This window comes from Wolbachia endosymbiont (group B) of Pammene fasciana, from assembly GCF_947251495.1.
Classification (GTDB): Bacteria; Pseudomonadota; Alphaproteobacteria; order Rickettsiales; family Anaplasmataceae; genus Wolbachia.
Genome location: NZ_OX366360.1, coordinates 1101975 through 1116782 on the forward strand (window position 1 = coordinate 1101975; position 14808 = coordinate 1116782).

Sequence of the window (14808 nt, forward strand, 5' to 3'; positions counted from 1 at the left end):
AAGGAATGGAGGTTAAGTTTTAGAGGTTTTTCTAAACTTATGGTTTTTAAAATAGCTTTTTAAGATCCTGAAGTTGAGTGAAGAGAGGCAATTTTCTCCACTTAGATAACGTTGTTGCCCCTAGTTATTTGAGGTTTATGCTTTTGGGTCATTTTTTACAACTATTGCTATAAACCCCATAAAAACCGCAGCAAATGAATCTATGGATTTAACCGCATAAAAGACCACAAAAATGCCAATTATGCTGGATTCAAACAAGGCTGAGCGATAAGTTGCTCCAAATCTTCTACTTTTTCAAATTTGGTATTGGGCTTTATAGCATTATACAGGGAAAAACCCATACAAACCAACCCAACAATCCCTCCAATTACCGCTATAACGTGTGCTTTGGAATATTCAATCAGTAGATAAGATGCAACACAACTTACCAATAATTTTGATGATTTTTCGTCTACAGAATTTCCTTCACTATCGAAATATGCAGTAGAAGAGGAGCTGTCAGGGGCGTTTGGCTCTGCAGTGGTTTCTACTGAATCATTTTGCATTTCTTCTCTGCTTTCAAATATTGGTTGTTCTATCTCATTATTTTCAGTATATAATTGAGTGTCGGTCTCTGTAGCTTTATCAACATTGGTTTGCTCTTTCACCTCAACTTTCACTTCTTCAACATCTTCTGGCATATTAAAAGTCCTTAATTCCTCTATAGCAGCTCCTTTTGCAGTGGTGGCTATCGGGCCTCCCTTCCTATTTTTAAATTTTCTAGCAATAGCTTTCCCTATCTTTTTCATAATGTTTTTCTCCTATGATTGTTGTCAACTATAAATTTCATATTTTGTAAAATCTTTGAAAACCCAGTTGTTTTTAAGAGTATAGAAAATGGTTGTTAGAAACTTCCTAGCAGTTGCAGTAATAGCCTTAGCAGCACCACGCTTTTTTTTCACATGTTCATAAAAGCTTCTCAAATAAGGGCTATAACGTATAGCAATCCAAGTACACTGTACTAAAGAAGTACGACCTATTTTCGGTCCACGTTTGGTAATCTTTCCAATTGTACATTGTTGATTAGATTGAGAAACTCGTGGTACAATTCCAAAATAAGCTGTCAGTTTTTCTGGATTACTAAAATTATTAATATCACCAATTGTTGCAACAAAGACAGCTGCAGAAATTGCACCAATGCCTTTAATACTGATGAGATTATTAAATCCAGGGAGCTGTTTGGCAAAAGCTATCATTTCCTTTTCAAGTTTTTTGAGACTTTCTCGAATAACTTCCAGGTTACTGCTAATTACTTCAATCTCAACCTTTTCCAAGTAACTCCAATCACGTTTACCTAGAGAGCGTTCAAATCCCGTTTTGGTTGTCAGTACTTCCTTTTTAATCTTTATTCCGTGGTAATTGAAAAGTCCATGCATTTTATTGATTAAAGATACCCGTGATTTTACTAACTGATCTCTTGTTTTAAGAAGAGAAGCTAACTGTTGGCATTGTTTGCTCTTGCATTTTGCTTCAGGCAACATATCTTTGCTGAGAAAAAAAGCAATAGCTCTTGCATCATGTTTATCTGTTTTATTTACAGAACGACGAATAACTTCAAATTGCAAGGGAGCAACCACAACAACACGCTTAACGCAGGGTGACACTTCATCATAAAAGAAACAGCTATTCCCTGTTGCTTCAAAAGCTACTTCATCTGTTTCTCGAAGATCTTTAATAAATTTATCTAAATCCTGTAAGCGAAATGTTTTAATATGCTCTGGTTTTTCCTGTTCTAAATAACAAACAGTAAAACTATTAGTATGTAAATCAACACCTATATAACGCATAAATTTTCCCTCTTATTGAATACTCCAATATATCAGAGTAGAATATTACCGGTTGGTCCATTCTCCTATACGCGGTTACTAAATTTTATAGGCCGCATGATGGTTTTCGGTGGCAGGGGCGATTAATCTCCCTCACGAGGTCTTTTTCCTGTATACTGCAAAAAGCAGAAAGGGCCTCACAAAAACTTTCAACCTGCCACCTATCCACTCTGAGAAGTTATTATACCTTCTCATGCTTCCAACCAAGCAATAACAATTCATATCATCTCCCTAACCAAGCAGTATGGCTTAGCGACTTTGAGTATGAGATTTTAATGTTTCCAGAAATCCGTCACGACGATCAAGTAGACAGTACCGTGCAATATCTTCAGTGGGTGAGAAATAATATTGCTAGAGTGGTAGCTATACGTTCATTGTAGCTTGAAAAGGTTCCTCGGAATTGTGTATAATTTTTTTAACTGAGTTTTATCCATTTTCTGAATGATATTTTAGGGTTTATTGAAATAAATACTACGCAAAAATTCTATCTCTGGGTGCTTAGATGAATATCTTTATATTAGACGAAAATCCTGTAACTGCAGCACAAATGTTATGCGATAAGCACATAGTAAAAATGCCGCTAGAAACTGCTCAATTGCTTAGCAGTGTTTTTTCAATAGCATTAAAAGAGCCAAATCCTTTAGTCAGCATTACAAACCAGAATATAGAAGTTCCATATAAACTTACTCACAAAAACCATCCTTGTTCTTTATGGGCTAGACAATCAAAAGGAAACTTTGATTGGTTAATAAAACATGGAAAAGAATTGTGTATAGAATATAGCTTGCGATACAAAAGAACGCATAAATCCGAAGAAGTTATAGATTGGTGCGATAATAACAAGGATTTGCTAATATTTCGATCAGCTGATATACAAGCTTTTACACAAGCGTTACCTGATCGATATAAATGTAATAACCCAATAGAAGCATATAGAGAATATTACCTAAAAGAAAAGATGAGATTTGCTAAGTGGGAAAAAGGTAGAGAAGCACCAGATTGGTTGCTAGACAAAATGCTATAGGTTATAAAATTATCCAAACCGATCATAAAAAAGGTAGAATTGAAGTTGCAAAAGCAATGCTGGCTGATAATGTTGATGTTTATCAAGTTTATTGATCTTTCTATTTGTGAGATTAAAGAATTCAGTAAACTGTTATTCCCAGTATATGGTAGGCTACTTGCACTATAGAGTGTCATGTACACATCTGTACTAACAAGCAGAGGTAAATCTAAGTCAGTTTAGATATAACATTTACTTTAAAAAACTTTATTTTACGCTGATATTCTAGCGCTTTTCTGTGGTATTTTGTTGGGGTATAATTTGCAAAACTATCTTCCTTATAGGTTAAAAAATTACACTGCTTTATATGTAACTCTATCCACTCTGCATAATCCTGATGATCAGTTGCAATAAATATTTCACCTGTGACAAGTATTTTTTTTGCTAATAAATTTAAAAATTCCGTATTAATTAACCGTCTTTTGTTGTGACTTCTTTTTGGCCATGGATCTGGAAAGAGAATAAAGAATTTTTCAACACTGTGGTCAGGAAAATTGACAATTAATTCTCTTGCATCTTCTGTCCATATTAAAATATTTTTTATGCTGTGTGCTTCTATGCTTTTTAGCAAGGAAGAGACCCCCTTTAAATAAGGCTCACATCCTATAAATAATAGATCAGATTCATTGAATGCCTGATGGAGCATATTTTCACCATTACCGAAACCTATTTCTACTCGTATTCTTTTTTGTAAGTCTACGATCTTTTTTATAGATTCCTTGCTGTTTTTAATAGAATACTTCTCCAAAACATTCAACTTCAACCTAGATCTTCTGGAAAATGACCTAATCCAATTATTATTCCTAGATAACATATCTTACATAACTTAATCTTTTATAGCTTAAACAATTCTCGAAATGAATTAATGAGAATTTACTTGTCACTAATTATTAATATTATATAATATATGATTTCTAATGAAGTTAAAATTAAAAGGTATGGAAAGTACAGTTGCTATCAAGAGGCTATCATCAAATAGGTTCATAGAAGAGATATTTCAAGATCAATTTGATAATCAAGACAATGACTTTTGTGAAGATTCTTTTGCTAACAAAATCAAAGAAGGAGATGTGGTAGAAGGTATAATCACAAGAAGAAATTCTAATGATATTGTGGTTGATGTTGGTTTAAAGTCAGACGGAAGAATTCTGATTAAGGAGCTCAGTTGTAATGATGATATCACTGTTGGCTCGAAAATTAGAGTTTATGTTGAAAGAATTGAAGATTACCATGGTAATGTTGTTCTTAGTCGTGAGAAAGCAATCAGAGACGAAAAATGGAATAAATTGGAAGAAAGCGCAATTACAAAAGATGAAGTAACAGGAATCATTAAACGCTCAATTAAATGCGGTTTTATTGTTGATCTTGGTGATGGAATAAGTGCGTTTTTACCTCTGAGTCATGTGGATTTGAAGCAAATAAAAGATGCTAATCACCTTATTGAAACTGAACAAAAATTCATCGTTCTTAAAATGGATAAGAAGCAGGGGAATATTGTAGTATCAAGAAAGCTGGTATTAGAGAAGTTGCATGCTGGTGAAAAAATTAAGTTTTTAGAATCTTTAAATGAAGGTGATGTAGTAGAAGGCAAAATAAAAAGCATCACTCACTACGGTGCATTTGTTGGCATTCATGAATCAGATACAGTGGGAGTTATAGATGGACTGCTACATATTACAGATATCTCTTGGAGTAATGTAAGTCATCCATCTGCAATTTTTTCTTGTGGTCAGCATATAAAAACTAAAATTATAAAAATAGATAGAGAAAATGGAAAAATCTCCCTGGGTGTAAAACAATTAGGAGACAATCCTTGGCAAGATCTAGAGTCAAAATGCCCAATTAACAGCGTACACAAAGGATGCGTAACGGGTATAAAAGATTGTGGATTCATTGTTGAGATTAAACCTGGGATTGCGGGTTTGGTACACTCATCAGAAATAACTTGGAGCAAGAGTAATTTACCAATTAGTAGTTTTGTAACAATAGGACAAGAAGTGGATGTAAAAATTCTCGGTATTGACATTATTAAAAATAAGATGAGTTTAAGCACAAAAAGGTGCGTAGAGAATCCTTGGCAAGTATTTATTGATAAATATCCTCTTGGTTCTATTGTTTCTGGTAAAGTTAAAAGCAACAATGGTTCACAAATATCTGTGACTTTTGATAATTCTGAGATATCTGAGGACGTAGAAGGAACAATTTATATGCAAAATCTAAGTTGGTCGAAAAACAATTCAGATGAGATAAAAAAGTATAATGTAGGTGATGAAATAGAAGCAAAAGTGATAAGGGCTAACGTAGATCGGACAAGAATTTATCTTGGAGTAAAACAAATAGAGTATGATCCTCTTGAAGAACTGATAGAGAAAGTTAAAGTAGGGGATAAAATTCAGGTTACTGTAAGTAAGAGAGAGGAAAATGGTCTAATCGTTGAAATTGAGAACAATGTAACCCTTTTAGTAGATCAAGAGCATTTACCAGAAAATAAAAAGTTTTCTATATCAGAAAAAATACAAGTTGAAGTAGTAGGTGTTGAAAAATATAATATAATATTATCTGCCAAATAACTTCTTGTGCTTCATATAAATGGCAACGAAATCTGATATAATAGCAAAAGTGGCAAAAAAAAACCTTTTGTTAGATAAGGTTATTATAGCAGCCATAGTTGATAGTTTTTTTCGAGTGTTTTCAAACACGTTAAAATATCATAATAGAGTTGAAATCAGGGGGTTTGGTTCTTTTTCAATTAGAAGCTATAACTTGAAAGAAGCAAGTAATTTGACGTCACAGAAGGTTGCAAAACATCAATACTTTAAAACTTATTTTCGTAGCAGTAAAAAGTTATCCCTCTTGATAAATGAATGAAAATCTATATTGTAAATTTGAAAGTTGTACAATATAGCATCATATGCAAGTAGTAGAAATAGTTATACATAATAACACATATAAAATATCTTGCGAAAGTAAAAAGAAGGACCATTTATTACAACTTGCTAATAGCTTCAACAAGCTAGTTAGCTCCATATCTCAAAGAACTGGAGGTAAGGGCTCAGATGCATTAAATTTCTTACTTGCAGCATTGACTCTCGAAGACAAAATTTTAGAATTAACAAAGCGATTAGACGAAATAAATCAAGAATGCAAAAAGTATAAGGAGGAAAAAAGAGTAGAATATGCTGAAGTATTAGATAGGGTAAACAAGATTATTGGGTGCATAAGTGATTAAAGGAAGCAATCAAATCGACTACCTCACTACTCAAATCAGGGGGGAGAAGTCTCTTACGAGTTATGTAACAATATAATTCGCAATCATCAAGATCAACTATTTTTTCGTATTCAATTAGTTCACTTAAGGAAAATTTATCAAGATATTTCAATGCAAAATGCCCTAAAAGTATATCAGTTTCTTTACAACCCCTATGCCAACTCCTATACATCAGTTTTCTTCTTAATAAGGAGATATCTATCATTGTCATTAAACTTTTTTTTAATTTAAAGACTAAACTAAATACTTGTCAAGCAAGGCGCATTTTAATATACTCAACGTTTGATTAAGATTTAAAACATAGGTGGAATTAATTTCTCATCAACTTAGCGCTGGAATATATTATTTTTTATCGTTTTCTTTAATAATTTCTATCATAGTATTCGTGCATGAATGTGGGCATTATATTGTCGCTAAAGCATGCAAGGTTAAAGTTGAATCTTTTTCTATAGGCTTTGGTCCTGAAATTTTTGGTTTTAACGACAAGTCTGGAACTAGATGGAAATTAAGTGCCTTTCCATTGGGTGGTTACGTTAAAATGTTAGGGGATACTAATGCAGCAAGCGTTCCTGTTGATCAACAAAAATTAACTGAAGAAGAAAAATTATACTCATTCCATACAAAACCTCGATATCAAAAAGCAGCAATAGTTTTTGCAGGGCCTTTTGCAAACATGATATTTACCGTTATAGCCTTCACAATATTTTTCAGCGTGGCAGGTTATTATCGTACTCCACCAGTAATTGGTAATGTAATTGAAGAAAGTGCAGCAAAGCAAGCTGGCCTATTACCAGGTGACACTATTACACAGATCAATGAGTACAAAATAAAATACTTTGAAGATATTTCACGCGTGATAATGTCCAACCCTGAAACAAGAATAGAAATTAAGTATAGCAGAAATAACGAAGAGTACAGAACTATTCTAACTCCGTTTACAGTTGAGGATAGAGATGTCTTTGGTAACATAATAGAAAGAAAAACTATAGGAATTACCTCAATTAATATGATAGGGTTAAAACAGTCATCTTTTCTTGGAGCTGCTAGCCTATCAGTGAATGAAACCTACCACACTATGTGTTTAACAATCAAAGCACTCTTTCAAATTGTTGTTGGTAAAAGGAGTATAAATGAAATAGGTGGGCCAATAAAAATTGCAAAATATTCAGGGCAATCAGCTAAAAAGGGACTTATTATGGTTCTATATTTTATGGCAATTATTTCAGCGAATTTAGCTGCAATTAACTTGCTGCCAATACCACTACTAGATGGTGGGCATTTATTTCATTATATTATAGAAGCAGTTATACGTAGAGATTTGAGTTTGAAATATCAAAAATATGCAGCCACTTTTGGTGCTACCATACTGTTTTTGTTGATGGCAGTTGCAATCACAAATGATATTAGGCATCTTTTTTAAGATACATATGAAAAAGTTATTTCACATACTAATAATAATATTTATTTCTTTTCCCACTCTACTTGTTGCTCTAGAAAATAAGGAAAAAGTACAGATAAAAAATATTAAGTATATTGGCAATGAGCGAGTAAGTGATCAAACAATAAGGTTTTATACAAAATTAGAACCAGGTAATCATATAAATGATGATGATGTAGATTCAGTTATAAAAGATTTATATAAAACAAAGTTATTTGCTAGTATTAACGCCTATATCGATGATGAAAAAAACTTAGTAGTAAAAATTCATGAGAATCCATTGATTAACAAAGTAATATTGAAAGGCAATAAGTTATTTAACAGTAAAGAGTTGCTAAATAACGTTATCCAGTCAAAATCACTAACTATTTTCACTGAAACAAAATTACAAAACGATTTAATAAATCTAGCTACTCTTTATAGGAACAGTGGTAAAATTGGTGTTAAAATTGCATATGAGCTAGATAAGCTTGGTAGCAATAGGATAAACCTAATTTTTAAGATAAAAGAAGGAAGAACTTCTAAAATTAAGGGTTTACGATTTATAGGTAATAAAAACTTTTCAGCAAATGAGTTAGAGCAAGTTATCAAAAGGCATAGCAATGATATATTTAGTAAGTTATTTAGAGCCATTTTTAAAAGCGGAACTCATTATTCACCTCAATATCTACTGATTAACACAGAACTGCTTGATCGCTTCTATTCATCTAAGGGATATATTCAAAATAATATCCAACCAATTGTTGAGGTTGATAATAATAACCAAATAGAGTTAACTTTTTTGATTGATGAAAAGCAGCAATACTTATTTGGAAATAATGAAGTTGATATTGAAACTGAGATTCAGGATTTAAGTTTAAGGGAAGAAATATTAGAATTTATCAAAGAGGAAAATAATCAAATATTTAATAGAGTTAAAATTAACAATACAGCAGAAAAAATAAGTAAACATTTAAGCGAAAAAGGATATATATTTGCAAAAGTTAATCCAGAATATACACAACATAACAATATTGTGGATGTAACTTACAAAGTGCTACCAGGTAAAAAGATTTATATAAACCAAATTACTATTGATGGCAATGACCGCACTTTAGATAAAGTAATTAGAAGAAAACTTAGCATGGCAGAAGGTGACGCATATAACACATCTGAGATCCAAAAATCACGTAGAAAATTGATATATAGTGATTTCTTTGAAACAGTAAAAATAAATAGTTATACAGTGGATGACAATGCAGTGAATCTTGATTTAAATGTTAAAGAAAAAAGAACTGCCTCGTTATCTTTAACAGGTGGTATGTCTCTTCCTGGTGGAGTATTTGTTAAAACCGATTTCACAGATCGTAATTTATTTGGTAGTGGTAAAGAAGTATCTTTTGCTCTTGAAAAAAGTCAATATGTTCTTTCTACTAGTATAGACGCTGTTGAAAATAATTTTAACGACTCTGATACTTCACTAGGCATGGGTGTTTTTTATGAAAAACAAGACAAACCAAACACTACTTTCGATACCTGCAACTGGGGAGGAATAGCAAAAGTATCATATAAAATCTCAGAAAATCTAACCAATTCCTTTCAATATTCTTATAAGTATAATCACATACACATGGACAATAAGGGTGGAAAAGATGAGGATATCTCTGAGATAATAAGAGATCAAGAAGGTGAGTATCAGGTTTCATCAGTGGGATATACGTTATCATACAATAAACTGGATAACCTCTATACTCCTAAAGAGGGATATTTATTGCGCTTAAATCAGGATATTTCAGGATTGGGAGGAAATGTAAATTTCCTAAAATCTGAATTCTTATCTTTTTATACACATCCTATATTAAGCAAAATTGATGATGATATAACACTGCGCTTTAAAGTAGCAGCAGGTCATATTTTTTCTTATACCGATGAAGATCTAAACATTGGCCAGCACTTTTTTAAAGGGGGTAATGAGATTAGAGGATTTGACCTTTCCGGCATTGGACCAAGAGCAGAAGACAAAAATCAAAGCTCATTGGGAGGCAAAACTTATTTTAATTTAACACAGCAAGTAGATTTTCCACTATCTAAATTATACGACTATGCTGGTATCAAAGGCTCACTATTTGTTGACTATGCAACACTTTTTGGTTTAGATGAAAAGAAGAGATATAGTGGGAAATATTACGATAGTAAGCTTATAAGAGTATCACCAGGTTTTGGCTTTTCAATGCCTTCTCCTTTTGGTAGAATTAGATTAGATTTTGGGTTTCCTTTAGTAAAGGAAGCTTATGACATAATACCATCGACAAACGTTAAAATTTCTATTGAAGCGGGGATTTAAATGAAATATATACAGTTATTTACATCAGTTATTGCCTTAATTATTTCCTTATTTGTGGGGTATAAGTTTGTAGGGTATCAACCTCAGAGCACGCTTAATACAAAGGCTGCCATTATTGATAGTGATAAGGTTATCAATGAATCTCTGGCTCTGCAAAATATACAACAACAAATAAAGGAGCAGAATTCTAGATTACAGAAGGAATTTGAAAATGAGTTAGAAAAATTTAAGCCATCGAAAGAAGAATTTGACCTTTTGTCAGAAGAAGCAAAAAAAGAAAAGACAGAACAATTTAGTAAGCATACTGTAAGTGTTAGGGATAATTACGCTAAGAAAATGTCACATTTAGAAGAAAATTATAGAGAAGCAGTAGAAAGTGTCTTTAACAAGATAAAAGAAGTTGCTAAAAGAACAGCAGAAAAAAACAACATAGATTTGGTACTATTTATTTCAAAAAAGAATCAAGTTTTATACTCTATGGATGAAGTAGATTTATCGGATGTAGTATTAAAAAATGTAAACAAGGAAATACCCGAATTTGCTTTGCAAAACATTGAATAGACTTATGCAATGTAATATCAATGATATTATAAAAATACTACCACATTCTTATCCTTTTCTCTTAGTAGATAGGGTCATAGAATGCGATCCTGGTATGAGTATAAAAGCAATTAAAAACGTGACTTTCAACGAGCAATTTTTTATTGGTCATTTTCCTGGCCATCCGATAATGCCAGGAGTTTTGATAATTGAGTCTTTAGCTCAAGCATCTGCTATATGTGTTCTCGGTAAAAAAACAGTAGAAAATAAAGTTGTATACTTTATGTCCATTGAAAACGCAAAATTCAGAAAGCCAGTCACTCCAGGAGATACCTTAATTCTTCAATCTAACTTTGAAGGTTTGCGTTTAGGTGTATACAAATTTAAGTGTGTTGCATCTGTTGGAAAAGAAGAGGTTGCAGGAGCAACAATCTTAGCAAAACTGCAAGATAAATAAAATCTTCATCTATAAGAAACAGTATGTACACTGTATAGTATAAAGATGCAACTGAATTTCAAAATCTCATTTTCAAACTTATACACTCGTAATGAATTAATAAAGTTAGATAAGGCGTTTTTGGATTACATAAAATCGTGCGATGAAAGCTTGTTTTATTCATTAGTTGAAGCAAGAGAAAAAGCAGCTTCTTCTTCGATGTCATCCCAGTGTTCATCCCAGTGCTTGACACTGGGATCCAGAAAACAAGAAGGATGGATTCCAGCTTGGATGAAAGATGGTTGTAATAGCCAGTTAATAATGGATCTCTCACATTTACTTGATGAATTTATTGCAAAATTTTTCAATATTGAAAAAGAAGTAGAAGAGTTAAAGGAAAAACACAATGACTTTGCTGTAATATACAGATGCAAAAGATTATTTGTTCAGCGTTATGCATTGAAGAAATACACTGATGTAGCAAATATTGATTATGTCACTAACAAATTAAATAGTTTCATTACTTTACCGACAACAGAAAAAAACTTTTCTGAGCAGGTAATGAGTTGGCTTGAAAATAAAGAGGATCACAAAGAAGAAATAGAACTTGCGGCTCAATATGCAGTTTGGAGAGTAAAAAATAAACAGAGTATACTATTTAGCATACATAAGAAAATTGATTACGAAAATCTCGTATCATTCTTGAAAAAAGAAGTAGACGAGGTTGAGGTTCTGTATTCAAATGAGGTGAAAAGAAGATATGATTTTGATCTAACAAGCAAAAAGGTGAGTTTGAATAAAGCACTAGATAATGCTCACTACTGCATATTTTGTCATAAGCAAAGTAAGGACAGCTGCTCAAAGGGGCTAATCAATGATGACAACACTTTCAAAAAGTCTCCACTTAGAGTTGAGCTGCACGGCTGCCCACTAGAGCAGAAAATATCAGAAATGAATCTGGTAAAAAGCGAAGGATATAGCATAGCAAGTCTTGCAATTGTGATGATAGATAACCCATTATGTGCAGCTACTGGGAATAGAATATGCAATGATTGCATAAACTCATGCATATATCAGAAACAAGAGCCTGTAAATGTGCCAGTGGTTGAAACAAGGATTTTGGACGACGTACTCAATTTGCCGTACGGATTTGAAATATATTCTCTGCTTAGCCGTTGGAATCCTTTAAATTTTCAGCGTCCATTGCCAAAAGAAAATACTGGAAAAAACGTTCTAGTTGTAGGACTTGGTCCTGCGGGTTTTAATTTAGCTCATCATTTATTAAACGATGGGCATAACGTTATCGCCATTGATGGACTAAAGATTGAACCTTTGATCGATAATTTTCAGCTAATTAAAGATTTCAAACACGAAAAATTGAGTGAACGCATGGCAGATGGGTTTGGTGGGGTGGCAGAATATGGCATTACTTCCCGATGGGATAAAAATTACTTAAAGATTATTAGATTACTACTGGAAAGGCGTGAGAATTTCGCACTTTATGGAGGCATTCGTTTTGATGGCACGATTAATGTTGATGATGCCTTCAACTTGGGTTTTGATCACATCGCACTAGCACTTGGCTCTGGCAAGCCACGAATGATCAAAATAAAGAATATGCTGGCTCGCGGAGTGCGCATGGCATCTGATTTTCTGATGTCATTACAACTTACCGGTGCTCTTAAGTTCGACTCCATAGCAAATCTGCAAGTTCGCATGCCGATAGTTGTCATAGGTGCAGGACTCACTGCAATTGATACTGCCACTGAAGCTTTAGCATATTATCCAATTCAAGTAGAAAAATTTCTTCTTCGTTATGAGATATTAGTTGATAAGTATGGAAAGAAATATGTTGAAAAAGATTGGACGGAAGAAGAATATGAAATTGCAAATGAGCTTATATCGCACGCAAAATTGATCCAAGCAGAGCAAGAGTTAGCAAAAAAAGAGAATAGAGAAGCAAAAATATTGGAACTAACTAAGAGCTTCGGGGGAGTGAAAATTATATACAGAAAAGAGCTAAAAGATTCACCGAGCTATCGATTAAATAGCGAAGAGGTGCAAAATGCATTGTCAGAAGGAATCTACTTCATTGAAAACTTAGAGCCTATTGAAATTGTTACAGACAAATATAATCATGCTGAGTTGATAAAACTGATTGATACAAAATCCCACGAAATTAAATGTATCAAAGCACGCTCTATTCTCATAGCAGCAGGCACTGAACCAAACACGGCTATTGCAACAGAAGATAAAAAGCATTTTCAACTAAGTAATGGATATTTTATTCATTTAAACTCATTAGGAAAAGAAATAGATCCAGTATTTTCTCCTAAGATGCAGGATAAAGACAGGATATTGGTATATAAGCAAGACAATAAAACAATTAGCTTTTTTGGTGATCTTCACCCTTCGTATAGCGGCAGCGTCGTGAAAGCTATGGCAAGTGCTAAGAACGGCTACCCTATCATTTCTCAGCTTTTGAATAGAGTTAGCTTCATTTCTCCCACTCCAGCTAGAATCTCGGAGTCATATGCACACTTGTATGAATGTTGTAATGTAAGAGTAACTTTCACCAAAAAAGATGTCATTCCAGTGCCCAGACACTGGGATCCAGAAAACTTAATTTTGAATGAGTACATCAGATGGTTGTATAGTCAGAACTGGATTCCAGTGTCAGCTACTTGCATAACACCACCTACTATGCGAATTACCTACAAATTGCAGCATTTGTACACTAAAGCGTCACGCGCTGGAATAATATCAGAACACCTGGCTAACGAAAAATTTTTTAATAGAATCAAAGAGCAATTCACCGCAAAGATTATAAAAATTCAATATTTAACTGACAAAGTTGTGGAAATAGTGATCAAAGCACCACTTGCGGCAAAAAATTTTAAACCCGGACAATTCTTTAGGTTGCAAAATTTTGCAATCAATAGCAGAAAAGTCAATAATACAACCCTTGCTATGGAAGGTATAGCTGTAACCGGCACTGAAGTAGACAAAAAAAAAGGAATTATTTCCACTATTGTGCTTGAAACTGGCGGCTCCACTAATTTGTGCAGAGGCTTAAGAGAAGGAGAGGAAATAATCTTTATGGGTCCAACTGGTAAACCCACTTCGCACTAATTATATCATAATATATATTATTTATTAATAAATCTATACTACAATAATAATTTTTATTAAGGTAGCATTATGACATACAACTTAACACTGTCATTTCCAAAGGAAAAATACTCTATAGACAAGAACAGCTATGAATTTATAGCAAGAGATAAAGAAGGCAACAGATTTATCATGACTACAGATGATAAACAAAAAGGAAAAATTTCTTTTTGTAAAGATGACGTTAATGAGTGTAAGTTTACGCAACACTATGCAGTCAAAGATCCAAAAATATGTAATAAGCTCCCTGATATTGACAGTGTTGACTATATCACTGTTATTATGGAAGATTATGGTGAAAAATACTTCCACAATAGGATATTAAGTGGGCTCAATAAGTGTGATATTGATTACACAGTTGTGGATGATGGTACAACACAGAATGTACTGTTAGAGGATTTTATAATCTAATTTTTCACTATATAGCTACTCAAGAGCTTTCTGAGTTCCAGTATCTGCTGCTCAAATGCGTAATTACAGCACTTGACTATAGACTGAAAACAATCTAATATTCCGCTACTTGTTAGTGGAACCTATCTATACCATTATCCAAAAAACATAAAAAACTAAATTAACAAATAATTCTTTAATAGGATCAACTATTGCAAAGGTCATAAAAGTTGAATGAGTGAATTGAAAACTACTAGCTACATTAGATTTGTACAGATAATTAAGAGAAAGCGAGTAAATAACTTTCAATTGGT

Annotated in this window: 14 protein-coding genes and 1 pseudogene; 11 read left to right on the forward strand and 4 right to left on the reverse strand. The window is 33.0% G+C overall.

The window, feature by feature from the left end; all coding sequences use genetic code 11:
• Nucleotides 1-239 precede the first annotated feature (239 nt).
• Nucleotides 240-788: a hypothetical protein gene (locus OPR29_RS05060; RefSeq protein WP_264687044.1), complete on the reverse strand. Its 549-nt coding sequence runs from the start codon at nt 786-788 to the stop codon at nt 240-242.
• A 24-nt stretch (nt 789-812) separates the two neighbouring features.
• A complete protein-coding gene (locus OPR29_RS05065) occupies nt 813-1826 on the reverse strand; it encodes an IS110 family RNA-guided transposase (protein ID WP_226079700.1) in 1014 nt (337 codons plus the stop codon).
• Between the two features lie 266 nt (nt 1827-2092).
• Here OPR29_RS05065 and OPR29_RS05990 point away from each other — a divergent pair.
• Nucleotides 2093-2245: pseudogene (locus tag OPR29_RS05990) on the forward strand (phage terminase large subunit); the annotation flags it as partial.
• A 122-nt stretch (nt 2246-2367) separates the two neighbouring features.
• Nucleotides 2368-2889 (forward strand): pyrimidine dimer DNA glycosylase/endonuclease V, encoded by a 522-nt coding sequence (locus OPR29_RS05070; RefSeq protein ID WP_007302421.1) that lies wholly within the window; start codon nt 2368-2370, stop codon nt 2887-2889.
• Between the two features lie 208 nt (nt 2890-3097).
• On the opposite strand, the gene trmB is transcribed toward OPR29_RS05070, so the two are convergent.
• On the reverse strand, nt 3098-3742 hold the full coding sequence (gene trmB / locus OPR29_RS05075) for a tRNA (guanosine(46)-N7)-methyltransferase TrmB (RefSeq protein WP_063631013.1): 645 nt from the start codon (nt 3740-3742) through the stop codon (nt 3098-3100).
• Nucleotides 3743-3845: 103 nt separating this feature from the next.
• Between trmB and OPR29_RS05080 the strand changes: the two genes are divergently transcribed.
• The 3 genes from OPR29_RS05080 to OPR29_RS05090 are packed head-to-tail and all read left to right on the forward strand — an operon-like array spanning nt 3846 to nt 6157.
• Nucleotides 3846-5498: a 30S ribosomal protein S1 gene (locus OPR29_RS05080; protein WP_052264995.1), complete on the forward strand. Its 1653-nt coding sequence runs from the start codon at nt 3846-3848 to the stop codon at nt 5496-5498.
• Between the two features lie 19 nt (nt 5499-5517).
• Nucleotides 5518-5796, forward strand: coding sequence for an HU family DNA-binding protein (locus OPR29_RS05085; protein ID WP_007302418.1), 279 nt, complete (start codon nt 5518-5520; stop codon nt 5794-5796).
• A gap of 43 nt (nt 5797-5839) precedes the next feature.
• Nucleotides 5840-6157, forward strand: a complete 318-nt coding sequence (locus OPR29_RS05090; protein WP_007302417.1) for a cell division protein ZapA — start codon at nt 5840-5842, stop codon at nt 6155-6157.
• Here the strand turns inward: OPR29_RS05090 and OPR29_RS05095 are convergent.
• Nucleotides 6135-6401 (reverse strand): succinate dehydrogenase assembly factor 2, encoded by a 267-nt coding sequence (locus OPR29_RS05095; RefSeq protein WP_019236875.1) that lies wholly within the window; start codon nt 6399-6401, stop codon nt 6135-6137. The genes OPR29_RS05090 and OPR29_RS05095 overlap by 23 nt on opposite strands.
• A gap of 99 nt (nt 6402-6500) precedes the next feature.
• Between OPR29_RS05095 and rseP the strand changes: the two genes are divergently transcribed.
• The 6 genes from rseP to OPR29_RS05125 all read left to right on the forward strand — a co-directional run bounded on the left by rseP (nt 6501) and on the right by OPR29_RS05125 (nt 14515).
• On the forward strand, nt 6501-7616 hold the full coding sequence (rseP, locus tag OPR29_RS05100) for an RIP metalloprotease RseP (protein WP_007302416.1): 1116 nt from the start codon (nt 6501-6503) through the stop codon (nt 7614-7616).
• 7 nt (nt 7617-7623) lie between these two features.
• Nucleotides 7624-9957, forward strand: coding sequence for an outer membrane protein assembly factor BamA (gene bamA / locus OPR29_RS05105; protein ID WP_052265000.1), 2334 nt, complete (start codon nt 7624-7626; stop codon nt 9955-9957).
• On the forward strand, nt 9958-10518 hold the full coding sequence (locus tag OPR29_RS05110) for an OmpH family outer membrane protein (protein WP_007302414.1): 561 nt from the start codon (nt 9958-9960) through the stop codon (nt 10516-10518).
• Between the two features lie 4 nt (nt 10519-10522).
• Nucleotides 10523-10954 (forward strand): 3-hydroxyacyl-ACP dehydratase FabZ, encoded by a 432-nt coding sequence (gene fabZ, locus OPR29_RS05115; RefSeq protein ID WP_006014455.1) that lies wholly within the window; start codon nt 10523-10525, stop codon nt 10952-10954.
• A gap of 45 nt (nt 10955-10999) precedes the next feature.
• A complete protein-coding gene (locus OPR29_RS05120; RefSeq protein WP_265025166.1) occupies nt 11000-14065 on the forward strand; it encodes a WPE palindromic element domain-containing protein in 3066 nt (1021 codons plus the stop codon).
• A 69-nt stretch (nt 14066-14134) separates the two neighbouring features.
• Complete coding sequence (locus OPR29_RS05125; protein ID WP_213863887.1) at nt 14135-14515, forward strand: hypothetical protein; 381 nt, start codon at nt 14135-14137, stop codon at nt 14513-14515.
• Nucleotides 14516-14808 lie beyond the last annotated feature (293 nt).

Bases quoted from the DNA above. Each gene is read 5' to 3' on its own strand.
- OPR29_RS05060 (WP_264687044.1), bottom strand. From the start codon at position 788: ATGAAAAAGATAGGGAAAGCTATTGCTAGAAAATTTAAAAATAGGAAG.
- OPR29_RS05065 (WP_226079700.1), bottom strand. From the start codon at position 1,826: ATGCGTTATATAGGTGTTGATTTACATACTAATAGTTTTACTGTTTGT.
- OPR29_RS05070 (WP_007302421.1), top strand. From the start codon at position 2,368: ATGAATATCTTTATATTAGACGAAAATCCTGTAACTGCAGCACAAATG.
- trmB (WP_063631013.1), bottom strand. From the start codon at position 3,742: ATGTTATCTAGGAATAATAATTGGATTAGGTCATTTTCCAGAAGATCT.
- OPR29_RS05080 (WP_052264995.1), top strand. From the start codon at position 3,846: ATGAAGTTAAAATTAAAAGGTATGGAAAGTACAGTTGCTATCAAGAGG.
- OPR29_RS05085 (WP_007302418.1), top strand. From the start codon at position 5,518: ATGGCAACGAAATCTGATATAATAGCAAAAGTGGCAAAAAAAAACCTT.
- OPR29_RS05090 (WP_007302417.1), top strand. From the start codon at position 5,840: ATGCAAGTAGTAGAAATAGTTATACATAATAACACATATAAAATATCT.
- OPR29_RS05095 (WP_019236875.1), bottom strand. From the start codon at position 6,401: ATGATAGATATCTCCTTATTAAGAAGAAAACTGATGTATAGGAGTTGG.
- bamA (WP_052265000.1), top strand. From the start codon at position 7,624: ATGAAAAAGTTATTTCACATACTAATAATAATATTTATTTCTTTTCCC.
- OPR29_RS05110 (WP_007302414.1), top strand. From the start codon at position 9,958: ATGAAATATATACAGTTATTTACATCAGTTATTGCCTTAATTATTTCC.
- fabZ (WP_006014455.1), top strand. From the start codon at position 10,523: ATGCAATGTAATATCAATGATATTATAAAAATACTACCACATTCTTAT.
- OPR29_RS05120 (WP_265025166.1), top strand. From the start codon at position 11,000: ATGCAACTGAATTTCAAAATCTCATTTTCAAACTTATACACTCGTAAT.
- OPR29_RS05125 (WP_213863887.1), top strand. From the start codon at position 14,135: ATGACATACAACTTAACACTGTCATTTCCAAAGGAAAAATACTCTATA.